This is a genomic window from Enterobacter cancerogenus (assembly GCF_019047785.1).
Lineage (GTDB): Bacteria > Pseudomonadota > Gammaproteobacteria > Enterobacterales > Enterobacteriaceae > Enterobacter > Enterobacter cancerogenus.
Genome location: NZ_CP077290.1, coordinates 2925732 through 2938281, shown reverse-complemented (window position 1 = coordinate 2938281; position 12550 = coordinate 2925732). Strand labels below are relative to the sequence as shown.

Annotated in this window: 12 protein-coding genes; 3 read left to right on the top strand and 9 right to left on the bottom strand. The window is 56.4% G+C overall.

The features are described from left to right. Positions 1-10: 10 nt before the first annotated feature. Genes trkH through pepQ form a run of 3 tightly spaced genes read right to left on the bottom strand, consistent with a single transcriptional unit; the run spans position 11 to position 3446 of the window. Positions 11-1462 carry a Trk system potassium transporter TrkH gene (trkH, locus tag I6L58_RS13840; RefSeq protein WP_006179290.1) on the bottom strand — a complete coding sequence of 484 codons (1452 nt, stop codon included), beginning with the start codon at positions 1460-1462 and terminating at the stop codon, positions 11-13. 38 nt (positions 1463-1500) lie between these two features. Next, on the bottom strand, positions 1501-2115 hold the full coding sequence (locus I6L58_RS13835) for an IMPACT family protein (protein WP_088209498.1): 615 nt from the start codon (positions 2113-2115) through the stop codon (positions 1501-1503). Then, entirely contained in the window at positions 2115-3446 is a 1332-nt protein-coding gene (pepQ, locus tag I6L58_RS13830; RefSeq protein WP_088209497.1) for a Xaa-Pro dipeptidase, read from the bottom strand. The genes I6L58_RS13835 and pepQ overlap by 1 nt, the downstream gene beginning before the upstream one ends. Before the next feature lie 190 nt (positions 3447-3636). Here pepQ and fadB point away from each other — a divergent pair, with 190 nt between their 5' ends. Both fadB and fadA read left to right on the top strand, forming a co-directional pair. Further along, positions 3637-5826 (top strand): fatty acid oxidation complex subunit alpha FadB, encoded by a 2190-nt coding sequence (fadB, locus tag I6L58_RS13825; protein ID WP_088209496.1) that lies wholly within the window; start codon positions 3637-3639, stop codon positions 5824-5826. A gap of 9 nt (positions 5827-5835) precedes the next feature. Continuing rightward, entirely contained in the window at positions 5836-6999 is a 1164-nt protein-coding gene (gene fadA, locus I6L58_RS13820; protein WP_088209495.1) for an acetyl-CoA C-acyltransferase FadA, read from the top strand. Between the two features lie 183 nt (positions 7000-7182). Here the strand turns inward: fadA and fre are convergent, their stop codons facing one another. Together fre and ubiD are read right to left on the bottom strand one after the other, a co-directional pair. After that, positions 7183-7884, bottom strand: coding sequence for an NAD(P)H-flavin reductase (gene fre, locus I6L58_RS13815; RefSeq protein ID WP_058610818.1), 702 nt, complete (start codon positions 7882-7884; stop codon positions 7183-7185). A 30-nt stretch (positions 7885-7914) separates the two neighbouring features. After that, positions 7915-9420 (bottom strand): 4-hydroxy-3-polyprenylbenzoate decarboxylase, encoded by a 1506-nt coding sequence (gene ubiD, locus I6L58_RS13810; protein WP_088209494.1) that lies wholly within the window; start codon positions 9418-9420, stop codon positions 7915-7917. A 170-nt stretch (positions 9421-9590) separates the two neighbouring features. Between ubiD and rfaH the strand changes: the two genes are divergently transcribed. Beyond that, the gene (rfaH, locus tag I6L58_RS13805) at positions 9591-10082 is read left to right on the top strand and encodes a transcription/translation regulatory transformer protein RfaH (protein ID WP_006179282.1); all 492 of its coding nucleotides are present in this window, start codon (positions 9591-9593) and stop codon (positions 10080-10082) included. On the opposite strand, the gene tatD is transcribed toward rfaH, so the two are convergent. From tatD to tatA, 4 genes are read right to left on the bottom strand one after another with little or no spacing between them, the layout of a single operon-like run. Further along, a complete protein-coding gene (gene tatD, locus I6L58_RS13800; RefSeq protein ID WP_058610819.1) occupies positions 10079-10861 on the bottom strand; it encodes a 3'-5' ssDNA/RNA exonuclease TatD in 783 nt (260 codons plus the stop codon). The genes rfaH and tatD overlap by 4 nt on opposite strands. A 41-nt stretch (positions 10862-10902) precedes the next feature. After that, positions 10903-11673, bottom strand: coding sequence for a Sec-independent protein translocase subunit TatC (gene tatC, locus I6L58_RS13795; RefSeq protein ID WP_006179280.1), 771 nt, complete (start codon positions 11671-11673; stop codon positions 10903-10905). Positions 11674-11675: 2 nt separating this feature from the next. After that, entirely contained in the window at positions 11676-12218 is a 543-nt protein-coding gene (tatB, locus tag I6L58_RS13790) for a Sec-independent protein translocase protein TatB (protein WP_006179279.1), read from the bottom strand. A gap of 3 nt (positions 12219-12221) precedes the next feature. Continuing rightward, the gene (gene tatA / locus I6L58_RS13785; RefSeq protein ID WP_006179278.1) at positions 12222-12476 is read right to left on the bottom strand and encodes a Sec-independent protein translocase subunit TatA; all 255 of its coding nucleotides are present in this window, start codon (positions 12474-12476) and stop codon (positions 12222-12224) included. Positions 12477-12550: the final 74 nt, after the last annotated feature.

The window sequence follows — 12550 nt, the reverse complement described above, 5'->3', positions numbered from 1 at the left end:
CGACGACTCCTTACTCGCGCCAGAATGTTGGGGTAAACAGAACCAGCAGCGTAAAGACCTCAAGACGACCAAACAGCATGTTGGCAATCAAGATCCACTTCGCGACCGGGTTCATGCTGGCAAAGTTATCCGCCACCACGCCCAGCCCAGGCCCAAGGTTATTAAGCGTAGCCACAACAGAAGCAAACGCCGAGAAATCATCAACGCCGGTAGCAATAATAGCCAGCATACTGACGATAAAGACCAGCGCATAGGCGGAGAAGAACCCCCACACGGCTTCGAGAATACGTTCAGGCAGTGCGCGGTTTCCCAGCTTGATACTGTAGACCGCGTTCGGGTGGACCAGGCGTTTCAGCTCACGGTTCCCCTGCTTGAATAACAGCAGAATTCGAATCACCTTCAGCCCCCCGCCCGTTGACCCGGCACAGCCCCCAATAAACGCGGAGCAAAGCAGCAGGACCGGCAGGAACAACGGCCAGCGCGCAATGCTGTCCGTGGTAAAACCGGCGGTCGTCGCCATCGACACCACCTGGAAGAACGCCTGGTTTAGCGTTGTGACCGCCGAGGTATAAACGTCGTGGAACCACAGGACCAGGGTACAGATAATGACCAGCGTTAACTGCACGCCAATAAACATGCGGAACTCCGGGTCACGCCAGTACACTTTCAGGCTACGCCCGCTCAGTAAAGAGAAGTGCAGGCCATAGTTACAGCCGGAGATCAGCAAAAAGATGGCAATAATGGTGTTAATCGTTGGGCTGTCAAAGTAGCCCACGCTGGCGTCGTGCGTTGAAAATCCGCCGATAGCGATGGTCGCAAAGCTGTGTCCGATGGCATCAAATGCGGGCATACCGGCAAACCACAGCGCCAGCGCACAGGCCACCGTCAGCAAAACGTAGATAAGCCACAGGGTTTTCGCCGTCTCGGCAATACGTGGCCGCATTTTGTTATCTTTTAGCGGGCCTGGCATTTCAGCGCGATAGAGCTGCATCCCGCCGACGCCGAGGATGGGCAGAATAGCCACAGCAAGCACGATGATCCCCATACCGCCGAACCACTGGAGCATCTGACGATAAAAGAGGATTGCGTGGGGTAACGAATCCAGCCCTACCAGCGTGGTGGCCCCGGTGGTCGTTAAGCCGGAGAAGGATTCAAAAAAGGCATCCGTGATGCTCAGGTTGGGCTGTTCAGAGAAGATAAAGGGCAGCGAACCGACGCTTCCCAGCACCGTCCAGAACAGCACGACAATCAGGAACCCCTCGCGCGATTTCAGTTCCCCTTTTTCACGGCGGTTTGGCCACCACAGCAGCGAACCGATCGCCAGCGCAACAAAGAAGGTCTGGGTAAACGCGCGACCCGCACCGTCTCTGTAAAGAAGCGCCACCAGTCCAGGGAGGATCATCGTCCCGGAAAAGAGTATGACCAGCAGTCCAACGATTCGGGTAATGGCACGAAAATGCATCTCTGCCGCTTCCTTTGGTATTAAAAGTAAGGTGGGGATTATTCTTCAATCGGCAGCAATTGCAACGCGCCGCGACTAAAATCAGCGAGTTTCGCTGAAAAAGCAGCCAGTTCCGCCTGTGGAAGCGCCACACGCAGTTGCACCATCGCCTGGTAATCGCTGTGGACTATCGCACCGTTAAACTGCTTGAGCAGCGCGTCAATGCCCGACAGCTGGGCGTAGTCACATAACAGAGTATATTCGGTCAGTGGCGTTTTGCGGGTGGTTATCAGCAGATTCAGCGCCTGCTGGACGCCGCCACCGTAGGCTTTCACCAGCCCACCCGTGCCTAATAAAATCCCGCCGTAGTAGCGAACCACCACGGCGGTGATCTCGCCCACACCGCTGCCCATCAGCTGCGAGAGCATGGGCTTACCGGCCGTACCCGCCGGTTCACCGTCGTCTGAAAACCCCAGCTGCTGGGAGTCGTTTGGCGGCCCCGCTACCCACGCCACGCAGTGGTGACGTGCGTCAGGATGCTGCGCGCGAACGGACTCGACAAACGCCCTGGCCGCCTCCACGCCCTCGGTATGCGCGAGCAGCGTGATAAAACGGCTTTTCTTGATTTCCTCAACAAAGGTGACCGGTTCAGCCGGTATCAGCCAGCTTTCCATCAGGCCAGCTTCAGATCTCGCGTCATGTTCTCGGTACCGTTTTCGTGGATAACCACGTTGTCTTCGATACGGATACCGCCAAACGGTTTAAGCGCCTCAATCTTTTCCCAGTTGAAGTGCTTGCTGAACTGCCCTTCGCGCCACGGTGCCAGCAGGGATTCGATAAAGTAGATCCCCGGCTCAATGGTCAGCACCATGCGTGGCTCAAGAATGCGGGTGCAACGCAGGAAAGGATATTTTGACGGTGCGGCCAGATGCGTGCCGGAATCATCCTGCATAAAGCCCGCGACATCATGAACCTGCAGACCCAGCGGGTGACCAATACCGTGCGGCATGAATGGCCCGGTCAGATCGTTCTCGACCATCGCCTCTTCGCTCATGTCTTTTACAATCTGATGCTTACGCAGCAGTTTGGCGATGCGCTGATGGAACTGGATGTGGTAATCCACGTAGCTGGTGCCCGCTTTCATGGTGCTGATAAGCCCCAGCTGTTCATCGTTAACGTCTTTAATGAGGTGCGCAAAGTCCGTATCCGCATTCGCCGCCCAGGTACGGGTCAGGTCAGCCGCGTAGCCGTTGTACTCCGCGCCCGCATCCAGCAGGAAGCTGCGCATCTCAGACGGTACATGGTGATCCAGTTTGGTGTAGTGCAGTACAGAGGCATGCTCGTTCAGCGCCACAATGTTGCTGTAAGGGACATCGGTATCACGATGACCGGTGGCGGTCAGGTAGGCCTGGTTGATATCGAACTCGCTCATGCCGGACAGGAAGGCTTCATGCGCCGCACGGTGGCCGGTAACGGCCGTTTTTTGCGCCTGGCGCATGCAGTACAGTTCGTAATCGGTTTTATAAGCGCGGTTATAGTGCAGGTAATCCAGCACCCCTTTCGGGTTGAGTTTATCTGCCGGAATATCCAGACCCAGCGCGCGCTCCGCAACAGGGCCGATATAGGCGATGTTGCCGCGCGCAGCGGGCAACTGGCTGCCAATGCCGTCGGCTTTCGGCAGCGCAATCACATCAATTTCTTCCGTCCAGAAGGACGTCGGCAGCGGTTCCACGTTGTGCCAGTAGTCCACCGGCAGGTAGAACCACAGTTTCGGCTTGTTCACGCCATCCACCAGCAGCCAGCAGTTGGGAACCTGTGTTACCGGCACCCAGGCTTTAAACTGCGGGTTAACTTTGAAGGGATAAGCATGATCGTCGAGAAACGTGTTCATCAGCTCACCGGAGTGAATCAGCAGCGCGTCCAGCTTAAAGCGCGCCAGCACATCGCGGGTACGTTCCTGTAGGGTAACGATATGATTTTTATAAAGCGAAGCCAGTGAGTCCATCATTCTTCCTTTCGTTTTATTGACCTCAAGTCATCGCATCTTAGCACACCTCTCCCTCACTGCGTGATTTCCACCGACCGTGATCAATGCAGCAATTTCTTAATGAGTAATTTGCATTTTATTAACATAAATCCCACACTCCGTCTCATCTGGTACGACCAGATCCACATGCTGGATTCAGGAGACTGACATGCTCTACAAAGGCGACACCCTGTACCTCAACTGGCTGGAAGATGGCATTGCCGAACTGGTGTTCGATGCCCCCGGCTCAGTCAACAAGCTCGATACCGCGACGGTGGCCAGCCTTGGCCAGGCGCTGGACGTGCTTGAAAAACAACCTGATTTAAAAGGGCTGCTGCTGCGCTCAAATAAAGCGGCCTTTATTGTCGGTGCGGATATCACCGAATTCCTCTCGCTGTTCCTCGTTCCGGAAGAACAGCTGAGCCAGTGGCTGCACTTTGCCAACAGCGTCTTTAATCGTCTGGAAGATTTACCGGTTCCGACGATCTCCGCCGTTAACGGCTATGCGCTGGGCGGCGGCTGCGAGTGCGTGCTGGCCACCGATTATCGTCTGGCCACGCCAGACCTGCGCATCGGCCTGCCGGAAACCAAACTGGGCATCATGCCGGGCTTTGGCGGTTCCGTGCGTATGCCACGCATGCTCGGTGCCGACAGCGCGCTGGAAATCATTGCCGCGGGTAAAGACGTTGGCGCGCAGCAGGCGCTGAAAATCGGCCTGGTGGATGGCGTCGTTAAGCAGGAAAAACTGATTGAGGGTTCTGTTGCGGTTCTGCGTCAGGCAATCAATGGCGATCTCGACTGGAAAGCCAAACGCCAGCCGAAGCTCGAGCCGTTAAAGCTCAGCAAAATTGAAGCGACCATGAGCTTCACCATCGCCAAAGGCATGGTGATGCAAACGGCGGGTAAACACTATCCGGCGCCGATCACCGCGGTGAAAACCATCGAGGCGGCAGCCCGCCTGGGACGTGATGAAGCCCTGAAGCTTGAAAACCAAAGCTTTGTCCCGCTGGCGCACACCAATGAGGCCCGCGCGCTGGTTGGCATTTTCCTGAACGATCAGTTCGTGAAGGGTAAAGCCAAACAGTTGACCAAACACGTTGAGACGCCAAAACACGCGGCGGTGCTCGGCGCAGGCATTATGGGCGGCGGTATTGCTTATCAGTCGGCATGGAAAGGTGTGCCGGTGGTGATGAAGGATATCAGCGATAAATCCCTTACGCTGGGCATGACCGAAGCGGCCAAACTGCTCAACAAACAGCTGGAGCGCGGCAAGATTGACGGACTGAAGCTGTCCAGCGTGATCTCCACGATCCAGCCCACGCTGGAATACAGCGGTTTCGATCGCGTGGACGTGGTAGTGGAAGCGGTCGTTGAGAATCCGAAGGTCAAAAAAGCGGTACTGGCCGAGACCGAAGATAAGGTTCGCCCGGACACCGTTCTGGCCTCGAACACCTCCACCATTCCGATTAGCGAACTGGCAAGCGTATTAAAGCGCCCGGAAAACTTCTGCGGCATGCACTTCTTCAACCCGGTGCACCGTATGCCGCTGGTCGAAGTGATCCGCGGTGAAAAAACCTCTGACGAGACCATCGCCAAAGTGGTGGCGTGGGCCAGCAAAATGGGCAAAACGCCGATCGTGGTGAATGACTGTCCGGGCTTCTTCGTCAACCGCGTGCTGTTCCCGTACTTCGCCGGCTTCAGCCAGCTGCTGCGCGACGGCGCGGACTTCCGCAAAGTCGATAAAGTGATGGAAAAACAGTTCGGTTGGCCAATGGGCCCGGCATACCTGCTGGACGTGGTCGGCATCGATACCGCACATCACGCACAGGCGGTGATGGCGGCGGGCTTCCCGCAGCGTATGCAGAAAGATTACCGCGACGCGATTGACGCGCTGTTTGACGCCAACCGTTTTGGTCAGAAAAACGGCATGGGCTTCTGGCGCTATAAAGAAGACAGCAAGGGTAAGCCGAAGAAAGAAGAAGATCCGGCGGTGGATGGCCTGTTGTCCGACGTCAGTCAGCCAAAACGCGACTTTACCGACGAGGAAATCATCGCCCGGATGATGATTCCGATGATTAACGAAGTGGTGCGTTGCCTGGAAGAAGGCATTATCGCCAGCCCGGCCGAAGCGGATATGGCGCTGGTCTATGGCCTTGGCTTCCCACCGTTCCACGGCGGCGCGTTCCGCTGGCTGGACACGCTCGGCAGCGCAAAATATCTCGATATGGCGCAGCAGTACCAGCACCTCGGCCCGCTCTATGACGTGCCGGAAGGTCTGCGTAACAAAGCGCACCATAACGAACCCTACTATCCCGCAGTTGAGCCCGCCCGTCCGGTTGGCGAGCTGAAAACGGCTTAAGGAGTCACAATGGAAAAGGTTGTCATTGTTGATGCAATTCGTACCCCGATGGGCCGTTCCAAGGGCGGAGCCTTTCGCAACGTACGCGCGGAAGACCTCTCCGCACACCTGATGCGCAGCCTGCTGGCGCGCAACCCGGCGCTGGATCCTGCTGCGCTGGACGATATCTACTGGGGCTGCGTGCAGCAAACGCTGGAGCAGGGCTTCAACATCGCCCGTAACGCGTCGCTGCTGGCGGAGATCCCGCATTCGGTTCCGGCCGTCACCGTCAACCGCCTGTGCGGCTCGTCAATGCAGGCGCTGCACGACGCGGCCCGCATGATCATGACCGGTGATGCGCAGGCGTGCCTGGTCGGCGGCGTGGAACATATGGGCCACGTACCCATGAGCCACGGTGTCGATTTCCACCCGGGCATGAGCCGCAACGTCGCGAAAGCCGCCGGTATGATGGGGCTGACCGCCGAGATGCTCTCACGCCTGCACGGTATCAGCCGTGAAATGCAGGATGCCTTTGCCGCGCGCTCTCACGCCCGCGCCTGGGCCGCCACGCAGTCCGGTGCGTTTAAGAACGAGATCATTCCCACCGGCGGTAATGATGCCGACGGCGTGCTGAAGCAGTTTACCTGGGACGAAGTGATCCGCCCGGAGACAACCGTCGAAGGACTCTCCACGCTGCGTCCGGCCTTTGATCCGGTCACCGGCACGGTGACGGCAGGCACCTCGTCTGCGCTTTCCGACGGTGCAGCCGCGATGCTGGTGATGAGCGAAAGCCGCGCCCGCGAGCTGGGCCTGACGCCACGCGCCCGGGTGCGTTCAATGGCGGTTGTCGGCTGCGACCCGTCGATTATGGGTTACGGTCCGGTTCCCGCCTCAACGCTGGCGCTGAAAAAAGCCGGTTTAACCGCCAGCGATATCGATCTCTTTGAGATGAACGAAGCCTTCGCCGCGCAGATCCTGCCGTGCATTAAAGATCTGGGGCTGATGGAGCAGATCGACGAGAAGATTAACCTCAACGGCGGGGCGATCGCCCTTGGTCACCCGCTGGGCTGTTCCGGCGCGCGTATCAGCACCACGCTGATTAACCTGATGGAACGCAAAGATGCCCAGTTTGGCCTGGCAACAATGTGTATCGGGCTGGGTCAGGGTATCGCGACGGTATTTGAAAGAGTGTAAATCAGGAAAAGTATCTCAAAGCCAATGGCGTCAGAACAAGGCGGCAAGCGAGCGAATCCCGATGAGCTTACTCAAGTAAGTGATTCGGGTGAACGAGCGCAGCCAACGCAGTTATGGCGTCATTGGCGAAGAAAGACAGTTTAGTTGCCGTTCTTCCCGCCTGTCAGGGGCGGGTTTTTTTATTTAAATGAACGCAAACGCATCGCCGAAGAGACGGTCCTCACGCGCATCGCGTTCATTGCAGAACAGGTCACGGGCAATTTTCGCCATTTCGAAACGACCGGCAATATAGATATCGTGCCCCGCCAGCGTACCGTAATCCTGCAGTACCGCCGTTAACACCGTCCCGTTGCGTCCACGCCAGCCCTCTTCAGGCTGCTCAACAACTGGCTCAATGCGCAGGTTCGGATGGGTTACGCTCAGCGCTTCCAGTTCAGACAGATCGTACAGATGCTTCTCTTCACGGCCGCCCCAGTAAATCGTGATATCACGATTCGGGTTGCGCGCCAGCGCGGTCAGCAGAATCGAACGCACGTAGGAGAAGCCGGTGCCACCGGCAATCAGGATCAGGGGACGCTCTTCGTCATCACGCAACCAGGCTTCACCGTGTGGAATATCCACGACGATTTCACGCTCCTTCAGAATGCGATCCATCACCGCCATCGCATACAGGTTAAGCTCTGACGCACCGATATGCAGCTCAATAAATTCCTGCTCAGCAGGCGTTGAAGCCATCGAGAAAGGACGCTTATCGCGCTCATCCATCACAACCATTAAGTACTGACCAGCGCGGAAAGAGAATGGCGCTTCAGGCGTTAAACGGACGCGATATACGGTGTCGGTAATGGCATCTACCGAAGTCACTTTACAGCTTAAGGTTGTCATTCGCTCTCTCTGTCGGGAAGTCTATAGGGCTTAACGGTCAGATTCAGTTTTACCGTTACTCATTATGGCCAGCTCGTCCCAGATCGCGTCAATGCGCGCGGTCACGGCAGGATCTTTTTCGATCGGGCGACCCCATTCACGGTCGGTTTCGCCAGGCCATTTATTCGTGGCATCCAGTCCCATCTTTGAGCCAAGGCCGGAAACCGGCGAGGCAAAATCCAGATAATCAATCGGTGTGTTTTCCACCAGCACCGTGTCGCGCGCCGGATCCATACGCGTAGTAATGGCCCAGATAACATCATTCCAGTCGCGGGCATTGACGTCATCATCGCAGACAATCACAAATTTGGTATACATAAACTGGCGCAGGAAAGACCATACGCCCATCATCACGCGTTTAGCATGACCAGCATACTGCTTTTTGATGGTCACAACGGCCAGGCGGTAAGAGCACCCTTCCGGCGGCAGATAGAAATCAACGATTTCCGGGAACTGCTTTTGCAGGATCGGCACAAACACTTCGTTCAGCGCCACGCCCAGCACAGCCGGTTCATCCGGTGGACGGCCCGTATAGGTCGAGTGGTAAATCGGATCGTCACGCTGGGTAATGTGCGTTACGGTAAACACCGGGAAGTTATCCACTTCGTTGTAATAGCCCGTGTGGTCGCCGTATGGCCCTTCCGGTGCCAGCTCGCCCTGCTCAATGTAACCCTCGAGGACAATCTCAGCGCTGGCCGGCACTTCAAGGTCATTAGAGATGCACTTCACCACTTCGGTTTTCGTGCCGCGCAAAAGTCCCGCAAAGGCGTATTCGGAGAGCGTATCCGGCACGGGTGTGACCGCCCCAAGGATCGTCGCCGGGTCAGCACCCAGCGCGACAGAAACAGGAAAACGCTCGCCGGGATGCGCTGCACACCACTCCTGGAAGTCCAGTGCGCCACCGCGATGGGACAACCAGCGCATGATGAGTTTGTTTTTTCCAATCCGCTGCTGGCGATAAATGCCGAGATTCTGGCGCTCTTTGTGCGGGCCACACGTTACGGTCAGGCCCCAGGTAATGAGCGGTGCGGCATCTTCGGGCCAGCACTGCATAATCGGGATTTTTGTCAGATCAACCGCGTCGCCTTCCAGCACTTTCTGCTGGCACGGCGCACCGCGCAGGCGTTTGGTTGGCATGTTCAACACCTGCTTAAACTGCGGCAGTTTGTCGAATAAATCGCGGAAGCCTTTTGGTGGTTCAGGCTCTTTCAGAAAGGCCAGCAGTTTGCCCACTTCACGTAGCGCCGTGACATCCTCTTGCCCCATCCCCATCGCCACGCGACGCGGTGTGCCGAACAGGTTGCACAGCACCGGCATGGAATAGCCTTTTGGATTTTCAAACAACAAAGCGGGGCCACCGGCACGCAGGGTGCGGTCGGCAATTTCTGTCATCTCCAGACAGGGATCGACAGGAAGCGTAATGCGTTTGAGTTCGCCCTGCTTTTCCAGCAGTGCCAGGAAGTCGCGTAGATCGTGGTATTTCATGCAGTTAGTCATGGCCTCTCTGTAAGCGCTTCATTATACGGCGTAAGCCTGCGTGATGCTGTAATTTTGTTAAATTGGGGTGAATTTCTGCGACTTACTTCCTTTGCGGCCATTATAATCACCTTAGCGATCCCACCTGGATTTTGGTATGCTTGCGCCCCGAATAAAGGGAAAGAGTGATTATGCAGGCCTGGTATTTACTGTATTGCAAACGCGGGCAACTTCAACGCGCGCAGGAACATCTGGAACGTCAGTCTGTGAACTGCCTGACGCCCGTGATCACGCTTGAAAAAATGCAGCGTGGCAAACGCGCCCTCGTCAGCGAACCTCTGTTCCCAAACTATCTGTTCGTCGAATTCGACCCGGAAGTCATCCACACTACGACCATCAGCGCCACGCGCGGCGTCAGCCACTTTGTGCGTTTTGGTGCCAGCCCCGCGACGGTCCCCTCAACGGTTATCCATCAGCTATCGGTCTATCAGCAACCGGAAGGAATAACCGACCCGGAAACGCCCTATGCGGGCGACAGCGTGGTGATCACCGAAGGCGCGTTTGAGGGCCTTCAGGCTATCTTCTCTGAGCCGGATGGTGAAGCTCGCTCCATGCTGCTGCTAAACCTGCTGAATAAACAGGTGCTGCAAAGCGTCAAAAACACCGACTTCCGCAAAGTTTAAAACGTTATCCCAAACAGGCGGCGAACGTTGTCGTCCGTTTGCGCTGACAGCCACTGCGGATCGTCCCCGCGCCAGTGCGCCACGCGCTCAACGATATGCCCCAGCCAGGCCGGTTCGTTACGCCGAGAGGCCGGTTTGGGCTTTATATCGCGCGGCAATAAATAGGGCGCATCCGTTTCAACCAGCAGGCGGTCAGCCGGAATAATGGGCAGTAAGTCGCGCAGTTCAAGCCCACGACGCTCATCGCAAACCCAGCCGGTTATCCCCAAATACAGCCCACGCTGCAGGCACTCAAGTGCCTCCTGCCGCGATCCGGTAAAACAGTGCAACACGGCCCCCGGCAGCTTATCAAGCCACGGCTCCAGCAGCGTGAGGAAACGTTCGTGGGCGTCGCGGCAATGCATAAAGACCGGCATTTCCAGCTCGGCTGCCAGAGCAAGCTGGGCGGTAAAGGCCCGTTCCTGCTCATCAGGCGTTGAAAAGTTGCGGTTAAAATCGAGACCGCACTCACCGATGGCGACCACCTCAGGCGTCATCGCCAACTGACGGAGCGTTTCAGCGCTGCGATCCGTCCAGTGACTGCTGTCGTGAGGGTGTACCCCTGCCGTTGACCAGCAATGGTCATAACGTTGCGCCAGTTGCTGCGCCTGCTCGCTCTCATGCAGGTTGGTCCCCGTCAGCAACAGGCCTTTTACCCCTGCGGCAAACGCGCGCGCGACGACGTCGTCGACATCTTTGGCAAACTGCGGGCTGGTGAGATTGAGTCCAATATCAAACATGCGCTTCCCCATATGACAACCGCCCTGACGGGCGGCTGGTTTTATTCTTCTGTGGTCTGTTCAGACTCGTCGTCTTCTTCATTCTGCCGACGTCCTTTACCTACATAGAAGCGCGAGAAGAACACCCCGACTTCAAACAGGCAGTACATCGGTATAGCCAGCAGCGTTTGGGAGAAAACGTCCGGCGGCGTCAGCAGCATGCCCACAACAAATGCCCCGACCAGGATATACGGGCGCTTTTTGCGCAGATCTTCAGGCGTGGTGACGCCCACCCAGCAGAGCAGCACAATGGCTACCGGCACTTCAAACGCCACGCCAAACGCCATGAACAGCGCCATAACGAAGCTGAGGTAGCTGGCAATATCCGTCGACACCTGAACGCCCACCGGCGCGGTATGCGTCAGGAAGCCAAAGGCCAGCGGGAAGACCACGAAATAGGCGAACGCCATGCCGATATAGAACAGCAGGGAGCTGGACACCAGCAGCGGGATCACCAGCTTGCGTTCGTGTCTGTACAGCGCAGGCGCCACAAACGCCCAGACCTGATACAGAATGACCGGCGCAGAGGCGATCAGCGACACCCAGAATGTCAGCTTAATCGGGGTAAAGAACGGTGACGCAACGTCCGTTGCGATCATCGTTGCACCCAGCGGCATTTGCTTAATCAGCGGCGCGGAGACCACCTGATAGATGTCATTAGCAAAATAGACCAGGCACAGGAAAATGAGGAAAACCGCAATAATGCAGTTTAACAGGCGCTTACGCAGCTCAATCAGGTGCGCAATGAGCGGTTGAGTATCATCTACTGCCATGTTTACGCTTTATCACTCGACGAAGGGGATGATTCGGAAACGGGGGCAGCGGGCTTTGCTTCAGCCGCTTTTACCACGGGCTCTTCCGGCTGCACCGGTTTTTTCACTTCGGATTCCTGCGGCGTCTGCTCAGGCGCAGCGGCCTGATGCTCAGCGCTTGATGGCGTTACGCCCTCACGCTGTTCTTCGCTGCCTTTCACCACCGGGTTATGGATGGTGTTAGCTTCATCGCTCGCCTTTTCAGGATCGTTAATGCTGTAAGACCGCTTCATGGATTCCGCCGCTTCGCGCAGTTCGTCCATCGAGGCTTTCAGCTCCGGCGTCAGGTTGTCCATGCTCGCCTTCTCAACCTTTTTCAGGCTGTCCTGAAATTCCTGGAGCTTAAGCTCCTGTGCCAGCTCGTTTTGTACCGTCGTAGCCAGCGAGCGCAGCGCACGCACCCAACCCGCAACAGTTTTTACCGCGACGGGTAAACGTTGCGGCCCCAGTACAATCAGGCCAATCACGAAGACCAGCAGTAACTCACCAAAACCAATATCGAACACGAATTACACCTGCTCTTTATCGTGGCGTTTTGCGTCTTCCTTTTTGGCTTCATCTTGCTTATCAGCGATGGTTTTAGCAGTGAAGTCCGCATCCTGGCTGGCTTTGTCCTGCTTACTTTCATCATCGCCCATGGCTTTCTTAAAGCCTTTGATAGATGCACCCAGATCGGAACCGATAGAACCGAGTTTCTTCGTACCAAACAGCAGTACGACGATGACGGCAATGATTAACAATTGCCAGATACTGATACCACCCATACGTGTTCCCCAGTGATAGATGATTAATTAATCAGGTCGCATTATACGTATGCAACCTGTCGATAGCGATGCTA

What these genes read in the sequence shown, in the direction of transcription:
- trkH (WP_006179290.1), bottom strand. Translation starts at nt 1,462, where the DNA reads ATGCATTTTCGTGCCATTACCCGAATCGTTGGACTGCTGGTCATACTC.
- tatA (WP_006179278.1), bottom strand. Translation starts at nt 12,476, where the DNA reads ATGGGTGGTATCAGTATCTGGCAATTGTTAATCATTGCCGTCATCGTC.
- I6L58_RS13835 (WP_088209498.1), bottom strand. Translation starts at nt 2,115, where the DNA reads ATGGAAAGCTGGCTGATACCGGCTGAACCGGTCACCTTTGTTGAGGAA.
- rfaH (WP_006179282.1), top strand. Translation starts at nt 9,591, where the DNA reads ATGCAGGCCTGGTATTTACTGTATTGCAAACGCGGGCAACTTCAACGC.
- tatC (WP_006179280.1), bottom strand. Translation starts at nt 11,673, where the DNA reads ATGGCAGTAGATGATACTCAACCGCTCATTGCGCACCTGATTGAGCTG.
- fre (WP_058610818.1), bottom strand. Translation starts at nt 7,884, where the DNA reads ATGACAACCTTAAGCTGTAAAGTGACTTCGGTAGATGCCATTACCGAC.
- pepQ (WP_088209497.1), bottom strand. Translation starts at nt 3,446, where the DNA reads ATGGACTCACTGGCTTCGCTTTATAAAAATCATATCGTTACCCTACAG.
- tatD (WP_058610819.1), bottom strand. Translation starts at nt 10,861, where the DNA reads ATGTTTGATATTGGACTCAATCTCACCAGCCCGCAGTTTGCCAAAGAT.
- ubiD (WP_088209494.1), bottom strand. Translation starts at nt 9,420, where the DNA reads ATGACTAACTGCATGAAATACCACGATCTACGCGACTTCCTGGCACTG.
- fadA (WP_088209495.1), top strand. Translation starts at nt 5,836, where the DNA reads ATGGAAAAGGTTGTCATTGTTGATGCAATTCGTACCCCGATGGGCCGT.
- fadB (WP_088209496.1), top strand. Translation starts at nt 3,637, where the DNA reads ATGCTCTACAAAGGCGACACCCTGTACCTCAACTGGCTGGAAGATGGC.